Source organism: Halopseudomonas salina (assembly GCF_008641105.1).
On sequence record NZ_VTTI01000001.1, the window covers coordinates 119,014 to 138,595 of the forward strand.

Annotated in this window: 18 protein-coding genes; 11 read left to right on the forward strand and 7 right to left on the reverse strand. The window is 60.4% G+C overall.

From position 1 onward, the window contains the following. Position 1 precedes the first annotated feature (1 nt). From FZF01_RS00500 to FZF01_RS00520, 5 genes are all read right to left on the reverse strand, one after another. On the reverse strand, positions 2-1,402 hold the full coding sequence (locus tag FZF01_RS00500; RefSeq protein WP_150276149.1) for a cytochrome ubiquinol oxidase subunit I: 1,401 nt from the start codon (positions 1,400-1,402) through the stop codon (positions 2-4). Between the two features lie 167 nt (positions 1,403-1,569). Further along, on the reverse strand, positions 1,570-2,295 hold the full coding sequence (locus tag FZF01_RS00505; RefSeq protein WP_150276150.1) for an LrgB family protein: 726 nt from the start codon (positions 2,293-2,295) through the stop codon (positions 1,570-1,572). After that, a complete protein-coding gene (locus tag FZF01_RS00510) occupies positions 2,292-2,654 on the reverse strand; it encodes a CidA/LrgA family protein (RefSeq protein WP_150276151.1) in 363 nt (120 codons plus the stop codon). The genes FZF01_RS00505 and FZF01_RS00510 overlap by 4 nt, the downstream gene beginning before the upstream one ends. A gap of 142 nt (positions 2,655-2,796) precedes the next feature. After that, positions 2,797-3,939, reverse strand: a complete 1,143-nt coding sequence (locus FZF01_RS00515) for an acyl-CoA dehydrogenase family protein (RefSeq protein ID WP_150276152.1) — start codon at positions 3,937-3,939, stop codon at positions 2,797-2,799. A 21-nt stretch (positions 3,940-3,960) separates the two neighbouring features. Continuing rightward, entirely contained in the window at positions 3,961-5,139 is a 1,179-nt protein-coding gene (locus tag FZF01_RS00520; protein ID WP_150276153.1) for an acyl-CoA dehydrogenase family protein, read from the reverse strand. Between the two features lie 261 nt (positions 5,140-5,400). Between FZF01_RS00520 and FZF01_RS00525 the strand changes: the two genes are divergently transcribed. From FZF01_RS00525 to FZF01_RS00535, 3 genes are all read left to right on the forward strand, one after another. Next, positions 5,401-6,876 carry a flavin-containing monooxygenase gene (locus FZF01_RS00525; protein ID WP_150276154.1) on the forward strand — a complete coding sequence of 492 codons (1,476 nt, stop codon included), beginning with the start codon at positions 5,401-5,403 and terminating at the stop codon, positions 6,874-6,876. Next, the gene (locus tag FZF01_RS00530) at positions 6,860-7,792 is read left to right on the forward strand and encodes an alpha/beta hydrolase (RefSeq protein ID WP_150276155.1); all 933 of its coding nucleotides are present in this window, start codon (positions 6,860-6,862) and stop codon (positions 7,790-7,792) included. The genes FZF01_RS00525 and FZF01_RS00530 overlap by 17 nt, the downstream gene beginning before the upstream one ends. A gap of 251 nt (positions 7,793-8,043) precedes the next feature. Further along, the gene (locus FZF01_RS00535) at positions 8,044-9,681 is read left to right on the forward strand and encodes a methyl-accepting chemotaxis protein (protein WP_150276156.1); all 1,638 of its coding nucleotides are present in this window, start codon (positions 8,044-8,046) and stop codon (positions 9,679-9,681) included. 22 nt (positions 9,682-9,703) lie between these two features. On the opposite strand, the gene FZF01_RS00540 is transcribed toward FZF01_RS00535, so the two are convergent. Continuing rightward, positions 9,704-11,005, reverse strand: coding sequence for an ABC1 kinase family protein (locus FZF01_RS00540; RefSeq protein WP_223825338.1), 1,302 nt, complete (start codon positions 11,003-11,005; stop codon positions 9,704-9,706). Positions 11,006-11,165: 160 nt separating this feature from the next. Here FZF01_RS00540 and FZF01_RS00545 point away from each other — a divergent pair, with 160 nt between their 5' ends. The 8 genes from FZF01_RS00545 to FZF01_RS00580 are packed head-to-tail and all read left to right on the forward strand — an operon-like array spanning position 11,166 to position 18,071. Then, the gene (locus tag FZF01_RS00545) at positions 11,166-11,708 is read left to right on the forward strand and encodes a Na+/H+ antiporter subunit E (protein WP_223825339.1); all 543 of its coding nucleotides are present in this window, start codon (positions 11,166-11,168) and stop codon (positions 11,706-11,708) included. Next, positions 11,705-11,956 (forward strand): monovalent cation/H+ antiporter complex subunit F, encoded by a 252-nt coding sequence (locus FZF01_RS00550; RefSeq protein ID WP_150276157.1) that lies wholly within the window; start codon positions 11,705-11,707, stop codon positions 11,954-11,956. Before FZF01_RS00545 ends, FZF01_RS00550 begins: the two co-directional genes overlap by 4 nt. A 1-nt stretch (position 11,957) precedes the next feature. Then, positions 11,958-12,287: a cation:proton antiporter gene (locus FZF01_RS00555; RefSeq protein WP_373286425.1), complete on the forward strand. Its 330-nt coding sequence runs from the start codon at positions 11,958-11,960 to the stop codon at positions 12,285-12,287. Next, the gene (locus tag FZF01_RS00560) at positions 12,277-13,185 is read left to right on the forward strand and encodes an MnhB domain-containing protein (protein WP_150276159.1); all 909 of its coding nucleotides are present in this window, start codon (positions 12,277-12,279) and stop codon (positions 13,183-13,185) included. The genes FZF01_RS00555 and FZF01_RS00560 overlap by 11 nt, the downstream gene beginning before the upstream one ends. After that, positions 13,182-13,487, forward strand: coding sequence for an NADH-quinone oxidoreductase subunit K (locus FZF01_RS00565; protein ID WP_150276160.1), 306 nt, complete (start codon positions 13,182-13,184; stop codon positions 13,485-13,487). The genes FZF01_RS00560 and FZF01_RS00565 overlap by 4 nt, the downstream gene beginning before the upstream one ends. Continuing rightward, positions 13,484-14,908 carry a complex I subunit 5 family protein gene (locus tag FZF01_RS00570; RefSeq protein WP_150276161.1) on the forward strand — a complete coding sequence of 475 codons (1,425 nt, stop codon included), beginning with the start codon at positions 13,484-13,486 and terminating at the stop codon, positions 14,906-14,908. Before FZF01_RS00565 ends, FZF01_RS00570 begins: the two co-directional genes overlap by 4 nt. Beyond that, a complete protein-coding gene (locus tag FZF01_RS00575) occupies positions 14,818-16,422 on the forward strand; it encodes a proton-conducting transporter transmembrane domain-containing protein (protein WP_150276162.1) in 1,605 nt (534 codons plus the stop codon). Before FZF01_RS00570 ends, FZF01_RS00575 begins: the two co-directional genes overlap by 91 nt. Next, positions 16,419-18,071, forward strand: coding sequence for a complex I subunit 5 family protein (locus FZF01_RS00580; RefSeq protein WP_150276163.1), 1,653 nt, complete (start codon positions 16,419-16,421; stop codon positions 18,069-18,071). Before FZF01_RS00575 ends, FZF01_RS00580 begins: the two co-directional genes overlap by 4 nt. On the opposite strand, the gene FZF01_RS00585 is transcribed toward FZF01_RS00580, so the two are convergent. Then, on the reverse strand, positions 18,037-19,488 hold the full coding sequence (locus tag FZF01_RS00585) for a YdgA family protein (RefSeq protein WP_150276164.1): 1,452 nt from the start codon (positions 19,486-19,488) through the stop codon (positions 18,037-18,039). The genes FZF01_RS00580 and FZF01_RS00585 overlap by 35 nt on opposite strands. Positions 19,489-19,582: the final 94 nt, after the last annotated feature.

Consider the following 19,582-nt stretch of genomic DNA (forward strand, 5'->3'; position numbering starts at 1 on the left):
CTCAGGCCCCCTTCTGTTCAAATGAGACGTCGCTGCCCGAAAGCGGACGTGCCGGACGATGCACCTCATCGGCGTCATCGGCGTGCCTGTTGATCTCCAGACCGTCCTGCAATACGCGCATCAGGTAATACAGCCCGGCACTGAAAATCATGGCGTAAACGAGGATGTAGCCAAGCAGGGTAAACAGCGCCATGGGACCGGTCAGGGAGGGTGTCACCCCCTCGGCATGGGTCACCAGACCGTAGACGAGCCAGGGCGCGCGGCCCACTTCCGTTACCACCCAACCAGCCAGCACCGCCACGAACGGCGTCACACTCATCAGACGCAGGGCCTGCAGAAACCACGGCGTTTGCCAGTAGCGCTGTTTACGGCGCAGAAGCAAGCCAGTCACGCCCACCGCGATCATCAGCAGGCCCAGGCCGACCATGATCCGGAACGACCAGAAGACAATGGCCACTGGTGGCTGCTCCACTGCCGGCACCTCGTTCAGACCAGGCACTTCGCCCTCCCAGTCATGGGTAAGAATATAACTGCCCAGTTTGGGAATACCGATTTCAAAGCGGTTGCTCTGGGTTTCCTGATCCGGCCAGGCGAACAACAGCAAGGGCATACCCTTGGTCGTTTCCCAGTTGCCTTCCATGGCCGCCACCTTGGTCGGCTGGTGCTCCAGCGTATTGAGGCCATGGAAATCACCGACAACTGCCTGGGTTGGGGCGATGATCAGTATCAGCCACAGGCACATGGAAAGCGCCTTGCGGTTTACCTCCACCTCGCGCCCGCGCAGCAGGTACCAGGCGCTGACACCCGCTACAACAAAGGCACCGGTGAGGAAGGACGCCAGGCCCATGTGCATGAACCGGTACGGGAAGGACGGATTGAAAATCGCCTCCGTCCAGGATGTAACGAAAAACACCCCTTCACGCAGTTCTACACCAGCCGGCGTGTGCATCCAGCTGTTGGCAGCGAGAATCCAGAAGGAAGAGATGAAGGTACCCAGAGCCACCATACAGGCAGCAAACAGGTGCACCCCTTTGGGCACGCGGTTGCGGCCAAACAGCAATACCCCGAGGAACGCCGCCTCCAGAAAGAAGGCAGTGATTACCTCGTAGCTGAGCACAGGGCCGAGGAAGTTGGCCGCCGCATAGGAATAGTTACTCCAGTTGGTACCGAACTGGAAGGACATGACAATACCCGACACCACGCCCATGCCGAATACTACGGCGAAGACCTGCACCCAGAACGCGGAGAGACGCTCCCATACCGGATTGCCGGTCTTGAAAAAGAGTATTTCCAGGAAGGCGATAAAGGAGGCCAGACCGATAGTAAATACCGGAAAGATAGCGTGAAAAGACACCACAAACGCAAACTGGATGCGCGACAGCAGGAGGGGATCGAGCTCCATGAGCACAGCTCCTTATGGAAATGGATGGCACCGACGGCCCGGCTCAGTCAGCATAGCAACCGAAACGAATCGTGGCTGTGACTGCAGCAGGGTCCTGAATGTTCCTGAATTAAGTGTGCTCCTTGATTCAGATCAAGGACAGGTGGTGAATTGCCGCAGCATTACGCCTAAGCCAATGCAAGCCAGAGAGTCACGCCCAGGGGCAACAGCAGCGCAGTGGCGGCGCCGAGCAGACTCATCGCCAGGGCCGAAAACGCCCCCTGTTCCTCGCCCTCTTCGATCGCGCGGGAGGTGCCGACCGCGTGGGCGGTCATGCCCATGGCCATGCCCCAGGCGGCGGGCTCGGTGATCTTGCATTTGCGCAACAGCCAGGGACCGAACAGAGGCCCGAGCACCCCGGTGAACATCACAAATACCGCCGCCAGCTCGGGAATACCGCCAATCTGTTCGGCCACCAGCATGGCTATCGGTGAGGTGACAGACTTGGGCGCCAGCGTCATCAACATCATCAGGTCAGCACCCAGCGCCCAGGCAATCAACAGGGTAATGACAGTGGCAAACAATCCGCCGAGCAGGATCGTCAGCACCACCGGCCAGAAATACAGCCGGATCCGTCGCAAATTCAGATACAGCGGAACCGCCAGCGCTACGGTCGCGGGGCCGAGCAGAATCACCAGCGGCCAGACTGCTTCGCGGTAAACCGCATATTCAAAACCCAGCAGCGACAGCAATACAACCAGAATAGCGACCGACACCAATACCGGATGAAAGACCGCCATACGCGTGCGCTCGTATAGAGCTAATCCAAGCTGGTAGGCCCCCAGCGTCAGTCCCAGGAGGAACAACGGATGCCCGGCAACCGCCTGCCAGGCCCCATGCAAGTTGCCGATCATCGTCCGCTCTCCGCGTTGCGTTGGCGCCTGATCAGTTTCTGCATCAGCCAGCCACACAGGGGTAGAGTGAGCACGAAAGACAACAGCAGGGCGATCATGATCGCTGTGGCGTCGGCGGCAATTTCCCTGCCGTAGGCCATCACCCCGACGGCCGGAGGTACGAGAATCAGGGGCAGATACTTGAGCAGTCCGGAGGCTGCCATATCCAGCGACTCGCCTGTTTCACCGCGCAGACAGAGAAAAAGCACCAGCAGCACCATGCCGATGATCGGCCCAGGCAGGAATGGCAACAGCAAAACGCTGAGGCCGCTACCAAGCAACTGAAAGACAATCAGCCAGGTCAGTCCGCGCAGTAACATGATCAAAGCCTCGAGTGGCCAGTGGAAGAAGTGCGAAGATTAATGGCTGGTCGCGGGTCTGACCACCCCTACCATGGTCCGCAAACGCAAAGACCGGTCAAATGACCGGTCTTTGGGTGATGCAGTGACAGTCTGACTGTGATCAGTAACCGCGGAGGCTGGCAAAGCGATCAGCATGGTAACGATAATCGCCGAACAGGGCCTGCACCGGCCGCGCCCGCTTCATGAACAGGCCCACATCGAACTCGTCGGTCATGCCCATGCCGCCGTGCAACTGCACCGCTTCATTGGTTGCCAGCTCGGCCACTTCACAACTCTTGGCCTTGGCCAAGCTAACCAGAACCGATGCCTCTGGATCCTGCTCGTCCAGCGCGACCAGCGCCTTGAGGACCACCGACTTGACCAGTTCGAGCTCGCTGAACAGGTGCGCACATCGATGTTGCAAAGCCTGGAAGGAACCCAGTGTCACACCGAACTGCTTACGCTCCTGCAGGTATTTCACCGTGACCTCGAAGGACTGCAGGGAGATGCCGAGCAGCTCTGCCGCCAACTGGGCATTGGCAATATCAAGCGTTTTCTCGAGCGTCGCGAACCCCTGATCAATGTCGCCCAGCAGCGCGTCGGCATTCACCTGCGCATTGTCGAAACGCACGATCGCCGCATTCCGACTGTCGACCATGATGGTCCGCTCAACGCTGACGCCGGCGGTATCGCGATCGACCAGCAACAGACTGATACCTTCGTGATCATTCAGCTCACCACTGGTGCGTACTGAAACGATCAGCTTGTCGGCAACGTGACCATCGATGACGAAAGACTTCTGGCCATCAATCACGAACATGTCGCCCTGACGGCGGGCGGTGGTGGCAACCCGACTTGGCGCATGTCGCGGGGTCTCGTCCACCGCCAATGCTGTGAGCAGGCGGCCCTCGGCGATAGCCGGCAACAGATCCTGCTTCTGCGCTTTCGACCCGGCCAGTTGCAGCACCGACACGCCAAGCACGCCGGTCGACAGCAGCGGTGAGGCGCTCAGATTACGACCTGCATATTCAAATACCTGACCCATACCCACGTTGCCAAAGGCCGACCCCCCAAACTCTTCATCGACCAGTGTGCCGACGAAGCCCATCTCTACCATGCCCTTCCACAAATCGGTGGAAAAGCCTGTTTCGTCACGCTCGTCGCGCAGCTTGCGCAACTGGCTGATCGGAGCGTTCTCGCTCAGGAAGCCCTGTGCGGCGTCCCGGAGCATTTGCTGTTCTTCATTGAGTACCAAAGCTGCCATGAATGCTGTCCTCGATTCGTTCTACTGGAGCCCGAGAATATTGCGGGCGATCACGTTGAGCTGGATTTCCGAGGTGCCGCCCTCGATCGAGTTACCCTTGGAACGCAACCAGGTGCGTGGTGTTGCACCCTCATTCCAGGCCTCACCCTCCCAGACCATTGCGTCGCTGCCGCGCAGCGCTACCAGCAATTCCTGACGGCGCTTGTTCACTTCGGTACCGTAATACTTGAGCATCGCCGATGTGTTGCCCACGCCCTGGCCCGCCTTGACTTCATCAAGCACGCGCTCGGCAGTCAGTTCGAACGCCTTGGCATCGAGTTCCCAGCGGGTAATATCGCTGCGCAGGTAACCGTCAGCCAGCTTGCCGTTTTCCAGACCCAGAGCTTCGACTGCGAACTCCGGAACGGTTTTCTGCCCTGCGGCAGTGCGACCCATACCGCCGATCATCTCGCGCTCGTGGGTCAGCAGATACTTGGCAATGGTCCAGCCAGCGTTGACCTCACCGACAACCTGATCCTTATCGACCCGTACGTCGTCCAGGAAGGTCTCACAGAACGGTGAGCTGCCCGAGATCAGCTTGATCGGCCGTGTGCTTACACCGGGAGTGGTCATATCGAACAGCACCAGGCTGATGCCCATCTGCTTCTTGGCGTCAGGGTTGGTGCGCACCAGACAGAACATCCAGTCGGCCTTGTCGGCGTAGGAGGTCCAGATCTTCTGACCGTTGACGATGAAGTGATCGCCCATATCCTCGGCTTTGGTCTGCAGGCCAGCCAGGTCAGAGCCTGCCCCGGGCTCGCTATAACCCTGACACCAGCGAATCTCACCACGCACCATTTTCGGCAGATGCTGGCGCTTGAGCTCTTCGGAACCGAACTTGAGAATCGCCGGGCCAATCATCCACACACCGAAACTGGACAGCGCCGGGCGCGCCTGAATGCGCGACAGCTCCTCACGCAGAACCTTGTGCTCCTCACGGCTCAGCCCACCACCGCCGTATTCCTTTGGCCAGTCGGGCGCTGTCCAGCCCTTGTCGGCCATGCGCTCGAGCCACTGGCGCTGCTCTTCACTCTTGAATTTGAAGTCACGGCCACCCCAGCACTGATCATTGTCAGCGGAAAAGGGCGTGCGCATGCTCTTGGGGCAGTTCTCTTCAAGCCAGGTACGAGCTTCCTGACGGAATGCGTCCAGATCGGTCACGGGATGGTCTCCTCAATGAATCGACAGCGTGTATCGGTGAATGTGTAATCAGGCAGCATAAGATACTCTCCGGGTGCCTCCAACACCCGTGCCTTGATCGCAGGAATAATGACCCATTAGTCACAGCAATATATTGCCCGGCGTTAGCGCCCGGACCTGACTGAAATCCCGCTATCGCTGGCCATTCAGCCTTCACCCTGTTCACTGCCAACGGGATAGGATAGAGCAGGCCGGTCCCCGGCACTGGAGGAGCTGTTAACAATGCACAACAACAAACAACAGGAAGCGCCACTCAGCGCCTTGATCATCGGCGCCGGGTTTGGCGGAACAGGTCTGGCAATACGTCTGGACAAGGTAGGAATCAGTGATTTTCTGATTCTGGAGAAAGCGGGAGATGTTGGCGGCACCTGGCGCGACAACAGCTACCCGGGGGCTGCCTGCGACGTTCCCTCGCACCTGTACTCATTCTCCTTCGAGCCCCGCGCCGAATGGTCGAGCCGCTATTCGCCGCAGGCCGAGATCCACGATTACATCCGCCACTGTGCACGCAAGTATCACCTTTACCCACGGATCAAGTTCGATACCGAAGTCAGCCAGGCCCGATTTGATGAAGACACCGGGCTATGGCATGTCACCACGACCGATGGACGTGAGTACCAGGCGCGCGCGCTGATAACCGCCTGCGGCCAGCTCAATCGTCCGATCTACCCCTCGATTCCCGGACTCGACAGCTTCAACGGCGAGGCCTTTCACTCCGCCCGCTGGCGCCATGACATTGATCTGCAGGATAAACAGGTGGCGGTGATCGGCACCGGCGCCTCGGCAATCCAGTTCGTCCCGCAGATAGCACCCAAGGTCAGCAAGCTCATGCTGTTCCAGCGCAGCGCACCCTACGTAATAGCCAAGTCGGACAGACGCTACGGCAAGCGTGAGCAGGCATTGCTGCGGCGCTTTCCAACTCTGCAAAAGCTCAGTCGCAGCGGCCACTACCTGACCCACGAAATGCGCGCTCTGGCATTTATCAGTTTTCCGTCGCTGATGAAAATGATGGAAGGCAGCTTTCGCAAGCATCTGGAAAAGGGCGTAAGCAATCCGCAAAAACGCGCCCAACTGGTGCCTGACTACCCCATGGGCTGCAAGCGCATGCTGATCAGCAATGATTTCTTTCCGGCCGTCGATCGTGACAACGTCGAGCTGATCACCACCGGCATTGATGCCATCACCCCGGACGGGATACAAACCGATGATGGCCAGGAACACAGAGCCGACGTGCTGATCTTCGGCACCGGATTTGCCGCCACCGACTTTCTGGCGCCGATGACGATACAGGGCCGCGGCGGCCACGACCTGAACGAGGCTTGGCAGGCAGGGGCCGAAGCCTACAAGGGCATCAGCGTCAGCGGCTTTCCCAACCTGTTCATGCTTTATGGCCCCAATACCAACCTGGGGCACAGCTCGATCATCTACATGCTGGAAAGTCAGTTCAACTATGTTATCAGTTGCCTGCAGACCCTGGCACGGCGAGGGCTGCGCTTCATTGACGTGAAACCCGAGGTACAGACTGCCTTCAACACCCTGATCCAGGACGATATCAGCACCACCATCTGGAGTCGCGGCTGTAATAGCTGGTACCAGACTGCAGAAGGCAAGCAGACCAACAACTGGCCGGGCTACACCTTCAACTATCGCCGCCTGACACGGACCCCGGAGCTCAACGATTATGAATGTGCACGCTGATTACACTCACCCCAATCCGGGCCAGCCAATACTCAGCTCGATTATCCGCGGAGTAATGCGGCTGTTATTCCGCGGCCTGATACGCCCAGGTGTACCTATCGCGATCCAGCGGGCGGTCATTCGCATCCTGACGGCCGCCATGCCGGTCAGTGGTGGAGTGCAGCGCAGCCGCGAACTGATTGCCGGCAGACCCTGCGAATGGCACCGTCTCCCGGCGGGTTCTGACAAGATTATTCTCTATCTGCATGGTGGCGCCTACCTGATCGGCTCGCCGGCAACTCACAGGGGGCTGGCTGCCGCCCTGGCCCGCACTGGCGAGCGGGATCTGTGTGTACTTGACTATCGACTAGCACCGGAGCATCCCTTCCCCGCCGCGCGGGACGACGCGGTAGCCGCCTACCAGGCCCTGCTACGCAGAGGCTACGAACCCGCCGACATCGTGCTGGCCGGTGATTCTGCAGGAGGACACCTGGCACTCATCACCGCCCTGGAGCTGGATCGCCAGGGCCAACATATGCCGGGCGCGCTGGTCTGCTTTTCACCCGTGGTCGACTTTACCGGCGAGCAACTGCATGCCCCCGAGTCAGGTGATCCACTGCTGAATGCAAGCTGGATCGAACAGGCCGCCGATCTCTTTTGTCCACCCGGGATGGACCGGCGCAATCCGGGGTTATCGCCGATCAACGACGATCTGACTCGCTTGCCACCTTTGCTGATCCAGGTCGGTGAGGACGAATTGCTGCTCAACGACAGCTTAAGACTGGCCGAAAAGGCCCGCATTGCGGGCGTGAATGTGCAACTGGAGCGCTATCCCGAGTGCTGGCATGTTTTTCAGGCCAACACCGGCATTCTCAAGGTGGCCGACCTCGCGCTGGAAAGGGTCGGCGTATTCCTGAACAAGCGCCCTAGGGTCTGAACAGACACGGTCTGTGGCAGGCACTGCGCTGCAGACCAATCAACCTGCCTCCATGCCAAGCACGCCGGTTCTTGTACAAGTCAATCGCACCCTCCCGCCTCGAATTGCTCAAACCGGATGAGCCCCGTATTACAGTGCTCCTGTGTGACAGAGAATATCAAAATGCCAGCACTTTCTTGTACGTCGGATAAAATGTGTATAAGATTGTCTCGAATTTACGGCATTCCTGTACACAACCAAGGACACAATCCATGTTCCGCCAGCTCACTATTGCGCAACGTCTCGGAATGGGATTCGGCGTTGTTTTATCCCTGATGATTATTATCGCGTTGGTCGGTATCAACCGCGTCAGCGTTATCGATTCCACCCTGACTCAGGTCAGCGACACTGACACCGTCAAGCAACGTTATGCGATCAACTTCCGGGGCAGCGTGCATGACCGTGCCATTGCAATACGCGATGCGGTGCTCGCGCCGGATGCTCAGTCGTTCAATGGTTTTTTGCAGCAGATCGAGCAGCTAAACGGGTTTTACCAGGAGTCGGCTGTCGCCATGGATCGCCTGTTTGCCCAGGGCAACCCGAACGCCGAAGAGCAACGCCTGCTAACGGCCATCAAGCAGATCGAAAGCCAGACCTTGCCCCTGACTGCCGAACTAGTTGCGCAGAGGCGCGCCAGTGATACCCTCGCGACGCGCAGCATGTTGCTTGAAGAAGTCTCGCCGGCTTACAGTGAATGGCTGCGTCGTATCAATGCCTTTATCGACTACCAGGAGGACATAATTGCTGCCGAAATTGGCACCGTTCGTGAAGTGGCTGGCGGTTTCCAGTTCCTGATACTGGTCCTTGCAGGGGTCGCCGTGCTGCTCAGCGTCAGCGTATCGATGCTCATTATCAAACAGATCCGTTCGACCCTGGGCGCAGAGCCCCATGAGGTGGCTGAAGTCATGCAGCGCCTGGCCAATGGTCAGCTCAATCAGCGCATCACAACGACCTATCCTGATAGCGTTATGGGTGCTGCCCGGGACACCGTAAAACACCTCTCGGACGTTATCGAGCAGGTACGCTCGGCTTCGGTAGATCTGAACGAAGCTGCGGAGCAGTTGCTTGGTACCTCCGACAGCAATAACCGGCAGATCCGTCTGCAATCGCGCGAGTCAGAGCAAATGGCGACTGCCATTCACCAGATGGCGGCCACAGTCAACGAGGTTGCCGGTTATGCGGCCAATGCCGCCAATGCCACCCGCAATGCCGACGCGGAAGTGGTCACCGGCAACCGGATTGTCGGCACCACGGCCAGCGCCATTCAAGACCTGGCCACAACACTGGAAGATGCTACCGAGACCGTAAAGAAAGTCTCCCGCGACAGCGCCAACATCGAAAAGATTACCGAAGTGATCAACGCCATTGCGGAACAGACCAATCTGCTCGCCCTGAACGCTGCGATCGAAGCGGCCCGGGCCGGTGAACACGGTCGCGGTTTTGCCGTGGTCGCCGACGAAGTCCGCTCGCTGGCCACCCGTACACAGGATTCAACTCGCGAGATTCGCGGCATGATCGGCACACTCCAGGAAGGAGCCAGCAACGCGGTAGGCGTGATGGAAACCAGCCGGGAACTGGCGCAGAAGACCGTAGATCAGATCCGCCAGGCCGAAGGCGCCCTGGGCAAGATCAGCCACGAGGTCAGCGCTATCAACGACATGAATGCGCAGATCGCCAGCGCCTCGGAAGAGCAGAGCGCGGTTGCCGAAGAAGTGAACCAGAACATCAACCGGATCCACGATGCGACGGTTGAGACCTCCGCCGGATCTGATCAAGTCGCCTCATCCAGCCGGGAGCTGTCGACCCTGGCAGTGCAGTTGAAGGAAAAGGTGCGTTTCTTTCAGCTCTGAACGCGTTCTTTAATCGCCCAACTCACCGGTGTTGCTCGATTTGCTGCCCAAGCAGATCGGCCACCGGCACGCGCAAACCCAAACGCGTCAGATTCCAGTAATGCCCTTCCAATGTTCGATTGACCAACAGCGTGCCCGGTGCGGGCTGCAGACTGCTCAGGGACGCCAGTGCATCGGGTATCAATCGCTGAATTTCCTGGTGTACCGGCTGGTCAGCAAAATCCCATAGCACGCCCGGCTGCAGCAGGGGACCGAGCAGCTGCGTCAGGTTGCGATACAATGCCCAGGGCGGTGCAGATTGCGGCTGACGCGTCCCCAGCGCCTGAAAGCCTCTTTCCAGCTGCTCAGCATTGCCTGACTGCAAGGCCTTGAAGGTACAGACGTAAGCGGCCAGCACCGCTGGGTCAACCGCCTGCACGCAGCCAAAATCATAGACCACCAACTCACCGGCAGGTGTATAAGCAAAGTTGCCGGGGTGCGGATCTGCGTGCAACTCGCCCAGGTCGAAAGCCTGCGCTGCCAGCCAGGCCGGCAGCGTATGCGCCAGCCGTTGTCGGACCTCCAATGGCGCCTGAGCGACCTCGGCGAAGGGCAAACCGGGCACTTCGGTCAGCACCAGCACACCGGGCCGGCAGAGATGCTCGATCGGGCGCGGCAACAGAACAGCATCCCAGTCGGCAAAAAAATCACCAAAGCGCTTGAGCCGCTGCATTTCTGCGGCGTAATCCAGCTCCGCGTGAATGGTCTGCTCCAACTCCCGGTAAATGCCCTCAAGCTGCGCAGCAGGGGCGCGAAAAAGTCGCCCCAAAGGCAACAGCCGCCGCACCTGCCTGAGATCAGCCGCACAAATCTCCGCGATCCCCGGGTACTGGATTTTCAGCACCAGGGCTTCACCATTCAGCCCGCGGGCGCGATGGACCTGCCCGAGTGACGCCGCCGCAAAAGGCTGCTCGTCGATAAACTCGAAATAGTCTGTGAGTTCGCCCTGATAAACCTTGCGCAAGTGAGCTTGAAGGCGATCGTAGGGCAGAGCCGGAACCCTGTTCTGCAATGCTCCAAGCGCACGGGAAATCGGCTCCGGCAACACGTCATGCCATTGAGAAGCCATCTGACCGAGCTTGAGCACCGGGCCTTTCATGTCCCCCAGCACGGCGGCAAGTAACTCGCCAACCGGTTGCCAGTCAATTCCCGAACGCCCGCGCAACACGCGCTGACCGAATACGCCACCGGCAATACGGGTGGCAGTGCCGGCCAGGCGCAAAAAACGTCGGGCGGCGGAGACGGAAGGCGGTCTGGCAGATGACAAGGCACGGAACCTATTCAAGATATGGAGTTCCGATACTGAGCCGAGCCAGCGTCACCCGCAATCAGAGCCCGGTAAGCAAAGATGACAACCTCTAGCATTCCGACGGTTCGGGCAAGACTTTTGAGCCGTGGAGTCGCATCTTCTAAGATGGAGCCTTATCCCAACCAGCGAAGAGCCAGTGGCGATCCCTTCCAGCAGAACACAGCAACAAGCCGGCGCCCGTGTTGGTACCGATAGCCAGCCGCCCTCTGATGAAAGATGGCTCGGCCCCTTTCTGGGTTTCTGCACCTGGCTGGCCCTGTGGGCGCTTTTAAGCCAGGGGCAGGGCTGGGCGTTCGGTGTGCCACTGGCGCTGATCGGGGCATTTGTCGGGTACCGCCTGCGGCTACACACTGGCAAATTGCGCCTGCAGGTCCTGCCCGCCTTTATCGGCTTCTTTCTGCTTGAGCTCTTTGCCGGTGGCTGGGATGTAGCCCGACGCGCACTGCACCCCAGACTACCGATCGCGCCCGCCTGGCAGACTTTCGAGCTCAAAGCCACAGATCCACGAGCCAAACTCCTTCTGTCTGCCTTGGTTGGCCTGCTACCGGGCACCCTCGCCTCTCACCATGAGGAACAGACGCTGCATATACACGCGCTGGATCAACAGCAAGACTGGCAGAGCACGGTAACCCGGCTGGAATCCCTGCTCGCACAACTGCTTGGAGACACGCCAATATGATGCTGCTCGCAACCCTGCTGCTTCTGAGTATAGCCGCCGGACTCTGGCGACTGGTGCGCGGACCGACCCGGGCGGACCGACTGCTCACCGTGCAGCTGTTCGGCACTACTGGTGCGGCAATTCTACTGGTCCTGGCCCACGCACAGGGTCAGCCTGCACTGATCGAGGCAGCCCTGGTGCTGGCCGTACTTGCCGCCGTGGTCAGCGCCGCGCTGGTCCAGCTGATGCGCCGGAGGCCCCATGCCTGAGCTGACAGTATGGATGAGTTGGCTGAGCTGGCCATTCCTGCTTGGTGGCGTGTTCTTTTTTCTGGCCGGGACACTGGGCCTGCTGCGTTTTCCCGATGTGTATAGTCGCCTGCACGCCGTCACCAAGGCCGACACCCTGGGTCTGGGTTTGCTGGTTGCCGGCCTTTCCCTGCGCAGCGACAGCTGGCAGAGCGTCGGCTTGATGATCATGGTCTGGCTGCTGGTCATGGCTTCCGGTGCAACTGCGTGTCAGCTGCTGGCCCGTTACCAGCGCGAAGCAGAGAGCAGCAAGGCGACGACCGAGCATAGGCAGGCAAACGATGCCCGCTGAGCTGATCTTCGATGGCATACTCATACTGCTGCTACTCATGCTCGCCGGTGGGGCCCTGCATGTGCGCAGCCTCTATAACGCAATCGTGCTGTTTATCGTGTTCGGTTTGCTTCTGGCGCTTACCTGGGCCCGGCTCGGAGCAGTCGACCTGGCACTGGCTGAAGCGGCAATCGGTGCCGGTCTGATCGGTGTCATGCTGCTTGCCGCCCTGGCGCGCAGCGATGCAGAACCCGGCCCGCGCTCAGGCCGGGCGGCGATAATCGTCAGCTTGGGTCTGGGCGGTTTGCTGGTTGCCATGCTGACCCGCGCGGTATGGCCCTTGGCACAGAACACTGCGGCACTTCCGGACATGGTCGAGATCCAACTTGCAGCGAGTGGCGTCAGCCACCCGGTCACTGCGGTGCTGCTCAACTTCCGCGGCTGGGATACGTTGCTGGAGCTGGTGGTATTGCTGCTGGCGCTGCTCGGGGTGCGCCAACTCGGCCGAACGACCATGCAGTTACCCACCGCCTGGCCGATACTGCGCGCCTGGAGCCGGCTGCTCGCGCCACTCACAATCATGATCGGCGGCTATTTGCTGTGGCGGGGCAGCGTGGCGCCCGGCGGCGCATTTCAGGCCGGCGCCGTGCTGGCGGCGGGAGCGGTGATGCTCAACCTGGCTGGCCTGTTGCCCAATATCCGCTGGGACAGCGGGCTAACCCGCTCTCTGATCCTGGGTGGCATAGCCGTATTTGCGCTGGTCGCCGTTGGTACCCACTGGTTTGGCGCGGGCTGGCTGGATTATCCGCTGAACTGGAGCAAGCCGCTTATCGTGCTGATCGAGATCGCCGCCACCCTGTCAATTGCAGTCAGCCTGACCGTTCTGGTGATCGGCGAAAATGAGCAACCCTCGCCATGACCCATGTATCTCTCTATCTTCTCGGCGGTATTGCCCTTTGGGTCCTCGGCCTGCATGCCCTGATGCTGCAACGTAGCGCACTTCGCCGCATCATGGCTGTCAATGTAATGGGTAGCGGTGTATTCATGGTCATGGTAGCACTGGCCAGTCGCGGCGCAGATATAGACCCGGTGCTCCAGGCGCTCGTGGTGACCGGCCTAGTGGTAGCCGCGAGCGCTACCGCCTTTGCCCTTCGGCTAGCGACCGCTGACGCGGGTGACAACGCTGACACCAAGCAGCCCGCAGACCAGGAGCGCAGATGAGCGCGGCATTACTCAGCCTGCTGGTTCCACTCTTCACCGCGTTACTGCTGTTGCTGTTGCGGCTGCGTGCCGGCGGCCTGGTGATCGCCGCCAATGCCCTGAGCCTGGGGCTGGCTGTCATGGCCCTGAGCACCGTGGTATCGACCGGCACACAGCAACTGAATCTCGGCGGCTGGGACGCGCCCCTGGGCATACGCTTCGAGCTTGGACCGCTGACCGCGTCCCTGCTCGTCTTCACCGCGCTGGTGCATCTGCTGGTCGCGGTCTATGCCGAGCGCAGCCGCCACAGCCAGACACGCGACACCGACTTCTGGCCGCTGTCCTGCCTGCTGCATACCAGTCTCGCGGCGCTCTGGCTGTCACGGGATCTGTTCAACTGGTACGTCACACTCGAACTGCTCGGCCTGGTTGCGGTGGCAATGGTCATCCTCTCCGGGCCCAAGGCACATGCACCCGCATTGCGCTATCTACTGCTGTCGCTCGCTGCATCCCTCTGTTATCTGCTCGGCGTCGCCCTGATCTATGGTCAATACGGCGTGCTGGATATTCGCCTGTTGGCAGACATGGTGACCGATGATCGGGTAACGCGACTGGCGCTGCTGCTACTCACCCTGGGCCTGATGCTCAAGGCCGCGCTCTGGCCTCTGCACCAATGGTTACCGGCCGCCCATGCGTCCGCGCCCACCGCGGTCAGCGCGCTGCTTTCGGCACTGGTGGTCAAGGGGCCCCTGTTCATCCTCTGGATGCTCTGGGACAACCTCGCTCCGGTCGAACTGGCCCGCCAGGCAGGTGTTTTCTTTGCCGTCGCTGGCATAGCAGCACTGATCAGCGGAGGCTGGGCGGCACTGCGTACACCCTGGATCAAGGTGCTGGTAGCCTATTCCACCGTTGCCCAGCTGGGCTATGCCCTGCTGGCGCTGGGCCTGCTGCTGCACTGGCAGGACCCGACCCTGTCCACCGCGCTCTGGCTGTTCGTCATTGCCCACGGCCTGGCCAAGGTATCCATGTTCCTTGCCGCCGGCGAGATGCAGGCGACCCTGGGTAGCCGCAAGGTAAGCGCACTCAAAGGGGCCAGCCAGACCATGCCGATTGCCATGTTCGCCTTTGCGGTGGCCGGCGGCAGCCTGGTCGGGCTGCCCCCCAGCGGCGGATTTGTGGCCAAGTGGGTGCTTCTGCAACCACTGTTCTCCCAGCCCTCGCACTGGCCCTGGGCACTCGGGGTGTTGCTCGGCACCCTGGCAAGTGCCGCCTATGTGTTTCGGGTGGTGGCCATCGCCTTCGACCGCGCCGACCCCAACCGCCCGGACTATGATCCGGATACATCCGCCCAATGGTTGGCAATGCTGCCAGCGCTGGTGGTCTGGGCCATGGCCCTGATGAGCGAACCCGTCATCCGCTGGTTCGGGGAGGCAGGCCTGTGACCGGCGCCTGGACTACCTTCCTGCCGCTCGCACTGGTGCTCAGCTCGCTGCTGCCCGGGCTGATTATTTTCACCCTGCGTGAAGATCAGGTCAGATTGCGCATCAGCCTGAACCTGTTGGCCGCCACTCTCAAGCTATGTCTGGTTGGCGTCATGCTCTGGGGCGTGGACAGGGGTCTGAGTTTTCGTTTTGCCATCGACTTTCTGCCCGGCGGCGGCCTCGTTCTGCAGGCTGACGCCACCTCCCTGCAGTTCATCACTTTGTCCGCCGTGCTCTGGCTGGCGACCACCGTTTATGCGATCGGTTACCTGGAAAACTCCCCACTGCGCTCCCGATTTTTCGGTTATTTCAGCCTGTGTGTCAGCGCCACCATGGGGGTGGCGCTGGCTGGCAACATGGTCACCTTCCTGCTTTTTTACGAACTGCTGACCTTGGCGACCTTTCCTCTGGTAGTACATCGCGGCAGCAAAAAGGCCCTGCATGCAGGGCGGGTGTATCTTGCCTACACAATGGGCGGCGGCGCCCTGCTGCTGATGGGTGTGGCACTGCTGCACAGCCTGATCGGCAGCCCCGAGTTCCAACCCGGAGGCTATCTGGGGCCCATGCTTGACGCCCATCGCCCCAGCCTGATTCTGGCCTTCGCCCTGATGATCGCCGGCCTGGGGGTCAAGGCCGCGCTGATTCCCCTGCATGGATGGCTGCCCCAGGCCATGGTCGCGCCAGCACCAGTCAGCGCGCTTCTGCATGCGGTAGCTGTGGTCAAGGCAGGGGCCTTTGGCATTATCCGGGTAGTGTTTGACGTATATGGTGTGGAACAGATGCAGGCGCTGGGGCTGGCGACCCCACTGCTGGCTCTGGCGGCCGCCACTATTCTCTACGGGTCGCTGAAAGCGCTGCAGCAGCAGGAACTGAAAAAACGACTGGCCTACTCTACAATCAGCCAGGTGTCCTACATTACACTCGGCGTCGCACTGCTGGGGCCTTTGGCCGCCGTGGCCGCGCTGGCGCATCTGGTGCACCAGGGACTGATGAAGGTCACCCTGTTCTATTGCGCGGGTAATTTCGCCGAGACCCTGGGTATCCACCGTATCCGGGAAATGGATGGCGTGGGTAAACGCATGCCCGTGACCATGACTGCCTTCACCCTGGGGGCCCTTGGCATGATTGGTGTGCCGCCGACGGCCGGGTTTATTACCAAATGGTACCTTGGCATCGGTGCGCTGGATGTCGGGCAGGATTGGGTGTTGCTGGTGCTGGTGGCCTCCGGCCTGCTGAACGCAGCGTACTTCATGCCGCTGATTTATCGCGGCTGGTTTTCTGCGCCCCCGGCGCAGTGGCCTGAAGAACGCAACCTGGGTAATGGCAAACCGGGGCTCGGCGAAACCCACTGGATGCTGCTAGCCCCCGTGATCTTCACCACCGTTCTCTCGCTCCTGGTAGGCATTTTTGCCAACACCGAACTCAGCCCGCTGGCCTGGAGCCAACTGATTATCGACAGGCAGTTCGATCCATGAGTGCGCTTCTCTGGCTCCTCATCCCCCTGGCACCGCTACTTGCGGGGGCGCTTTTGTGGCGCTGGCCTGAACGCCTGGCCCCCTGGTTATGGTTGAGCTGTCTGCCAGCCCTGCTGCTGAGCCTGTGGCCGGCGCCAGCGTTGGAGCCCGGCATATTATGGCCCGGTGCCGCCTGGGCCGCAGAGGACCTGCTATCGCGCGCCTGGCTGGCATTCAGCGCCCTGCTCTGGGGCTGCGCCAGCCGTTATGCATGCACCGACCTGGTGGACGATCAACACCAGTTTCGGTTCTGGTCTTGCTGGTTGTTATCCCTGACCGGAAATCTGCTGCTGGTAATAGCTCAGGACGCGGGCAGTTTCTACGTGGGTTTCAGCCTGATGAGCCTGGCTGCCTACGGGCTGATCGTGCACGAGCGCGGACCAAAGCCCCGGCAGGCAGGGCGCCTGTATCTGCAGCTGGCAGTCCTCGGTGAGATGCTGATCTTTGCCGGCATGCTGCTGCGCATTCACGAATCTGGTGGCGCGCTTGATCTGGCAACCTGGCAAAGCGTGCCGGTCGGTACGCTGACCGCGGCGTTGGTGATCATGGGTTTTGGCCTGAAGGCGGGATTCTGGCCATTGCATGTATGGCTGCCCCTGGCTCACCCTGCGGCTCCGGCGGCGGCCAGTGCGGTGCTGTCCGGCGCAATGATCAAGGCAGGCATTTTGGGAATGTGGCGATTTCTGCCGGAGCAGGACCCGCTCCTGCAGAGCTGGGCAATGCCCTTGCTTGCCATAGGCACGATCAGCGCCTTTTACGGTGTGGCTCTGGGTCTGATACAGATCAAGGCGAAAAGCGCCCTTGCCTACTCTTCGGTCAGCCAGATCGGCTATCTGCTGGTGATTGTGGCACTGGCCTGGCTACATCCTGATGCGCGCCCCGCGGCTGCCGTCCTGCTGGCTCTGTACGGCGTGCATCACGGCCTCGCCAAGGGCGCGCTGTTCATGGGTGCAGGCCTGGCAGCGCACTACCGCCTGGGTGCTATCCACTGGCTATTGATGACCTTGCCAGCGCTGGCATTGGCAGGCCTGCCATTTACTAGCGGTGCAGCGGTCAAGATCCTGCTCAAGGATACGGTGTATGCAAGCGACGTAAGTCACTGGTCTGTTTTGCTGACCCTGGGCTCTGCTGCCACCGCGCTACTGGTGCTGCGGGCCATCTGGTTGATGTGGCGCAATCAGCCCGAAGCACCAGCTGCCTCGCCTCCTGCTGGCCAATGGGTGCCCTGGGTTTTACTCTGCTCAATGCCGGCCCTGCTGCCATGGATATGGCCCGAGCTGCGCAACGCCCTGCTCGCCAGCCTGCCTCTCAAGCCCCTGTGGGCAGCCATGTGGCCGCTTCTTGGCGCAACGGTCACGGCCTGGGCGGTACACGTAAGCGGCTGGCAGCTACCCGCACGACTGCAGACTCTGCCGAATCCGGCACGGGCCTGCTCGCTGCGGCTAAAGCGCATGCTCCAGCGCCCCCCGGTGCCACAAGCTCACCCTGACATCCAGCGCCACCGCTGGCGCGACATTGAGCGGCGCTGGAATCATCTCTGGAGCGGCGGCGCTGTGGCGGTCAGCGCCTGGATCATTATTCTCCTGCTGCTTCTGGGTTGGCTGGACTGAACAGCGCCAACATACCTACCAGCGCCTGTGGCGGGATGGTCTCACCATTGAGTTCGATTTCGCCGTCAGCGTAGATCAGGTTGGTCACCAGATTATCGTCTTCCTTGCGGGCCAGATTGGTACTTTCAGCCATACCCGCCAACATCTCGACTACCACCTCGGCCTCCACGGCAACCGCCTCGGCATCCGCACCCGGATCGAACAGAGTCTTGTACGTGATCATGTCCCGCAGCATGGGCAGGGATATCTGCACATGTGAGTCGACCCTGGAAAACAATTGTGGGAGCATCTCGGGCAGCGCAAGATCGAAGGACTCCGGATTGGCCAGGTGCACCTCTGCTCGCGCCCTGCTCTCACCATTGGGCGTGCGGATCACCAGCAGATCCAGTGCCAGTTTTGGCTGCGCAGCCAACAGAGCAGTAAGTGCCTCTCTCCAGCGCTCGGATTGCTCTGGAGGCTCTTCACCGCGGTAAATACTCATGTTCAGCTCGTTGTACAACTGATTGATCTCGGCTGTGGCGTCCTGGTCGAACTGTGAAAAACTCCATTTCATTTCCGCCGACCCCAGCTCCTGACCGTCGTAACTGACCTTCGCCAACCCGAAATCAATGCCGCCTGCAAGATTACCGGCGTCTTCACCAAGCACAGCGTTCTGCGTCAGCCCTTCCAGCAACATGGTTCCGTCGTTCTCACTCACCAGCCGCAAGGTCTCTACCGCAAGACGCCCTTCACCCAGGTAAATGCCGGCAGAGCCACGCTGCTGATCGGTGAAAAGGGTGACCCCCTCCAGATCCAGAGTGAATGACGCCTCAAGATCCGGCTGCGAGGTCATGCGCATGCCGTCCCACTGCCCTTCCAACAACACTGCATTACCCTCGACGTCGGTGGCAAAGTCGAGCGTTACCGGCGCCAGCTCGGCCGTCACTTTCTCGTTCTGGAACACCAGCGGTGCCACACTGAAACTGCCGTCAACACTGTTGCCATAACCCAGGGTGCTGCTTATTTGCACGGGCGTCTGGTCGCCGCTGGCGGCAAACAGCGGTTCCAGTCTGTCGCTGCGTTCCAGTGTCGCATTGCTGGTCGCCATAACCGGCGTCAGTTTCAACCGGGCAAGGCGCGAGGCAGGAAACGGACCATGCTCCAGCCGGTCGATAACCGCGAGGGTAACCAACCCTTCCTCCTCTTCACCCGGGTAAGTGATTTCATACCGGGCGGCACTGGAAAACAGCCCGCGCTCGAATCGGGTCATCTCCATGGTCACCGAGGCACCGGGCATTGCCTCTTCAATCTGCGCGTTACTGCGCGCCACCGCGTCACGCAGCACCTCTTCCATTTGCGTGCCGGTGTACCACGCGCCCGCCGTGCCGGCCACGCCAAGTGCAACCACGACCGCGACGGCTATCCCTGCTTTTTTCATACATGTGTCCTTAACCAGTGATGGAGAATCAACGGGAACTGTAGGCCATAGCGCCAAGGCTGTCAGCCTCGCCGCATCGCATCACCAAGATGAT

What these genes read in the sequence shown, in the direction of transcription:
- FZF01_RS00500 (WP_150276149.1), bottom strand. Translation starts at nt 1,402, where the DNA reads ATGGAGCTCGATCCCCTCCTGCTGTCGCGCATCCAGTTTGCGTTTGTG.
- FZF01_RS00505 (WP_150276150.1), bottom strand. Translation starts at nt 2,295, where the DNA reads ATGATCGGCAACTTGCATGGGGCCTGGCAGGCGGTTGCCGGGCATCCG.
- FZF01_RS00510 (WP_150276151.1), bottom strand. Translation starts at nt 2,654, where the DNA reads ATGTTACTGCGCGGACTGACCTGGCTGATTGTCTTTCAGTTGCTTGGT.
- FZF01_RS00515 (WP_150276152.1), bottom strand. Translation starts at nt 3,939, where the DNA reads ATGGCAGCTTTGGTACTCAATGAAGAACAGCAAATGCTCCGGGACGCC.
- FZF01_RS00525 (WP_150276154.1), top strand. Translation starts at nt 5,401, where the DNA reads ATGCACAACAACAAACAACAGGAAGCGCCACTCAGCGCCTTGATCATC.
- FZF01_RS00530 (WP_150276155.1), top strand. Translation starts at nt 6,860, where the DNA reads ATGAATGTGCACGCTGATTACACTCACCCCAATCCGGGCCAGCCAATA.
- FZF01_RS00535 (WP_150276156.1), top strand. Translation starts at nt 8,044, where the DNA reads ATGTTCCGCCAGCTCACTATTGCGCAACGTCTCGGAATGGGATTCGGC.
- FZF01_RS00550 (WP_150276157.1), top strand. Translation starts at nt 11,705, where the DNA reads ATGATGCTGCTCGCAACCCTGCTGCTTCTGAGTATAGCCGCCGGACTC.
- FZF01_RS00560 (WP_150276159.1), top strand. Translation starts at nt 12,277, where the DNA reads ATGCCCGCTGAGCTGATCTTCGATGGCATACTCATACTGCTGCTACTC.
- FZF01_RS00565 (WP_150276160.1), top strand. Translation starts at nt 13,182, where the DNA reads ATGACCCATGTATCTCTCTATCTTCTCGGCGGTATTGCCCTTTGGGTC.
- FZF01_RS00570 (WP_150276161.1), top strand. Translation starts at nt 13,484, where the DNA reads ATGAGCGCGGCATTACTCAGCCTGCTGGTTCCACTCTTCACCGCGTTA.
- FZF01_RS00575 (WP_150276162.1), top strand. Translation starts at nt 14,818, where the DNA reads ATGGTTGGCAATGCTGCCAGCGCTGGTGGTCTGGGCCATGGCCCTGAT.
- FZF01_RS00580 (WP_150276163.1), top strand. Translation starts at nt 16,419, where the DNA reads ATGAGTGCGCTTCTCTGGCTCCTCATCCCCCTGGCACCGCTACTTGCG.
- FZF01_RS00585 (WP_150276164.1), bottom strand. Translation starts at nt 19,488, where the DNA reads ATGAAAAAAGCAGGGATAGCCGTCGCGGTCGTGGTTGCACTTGGCGTG.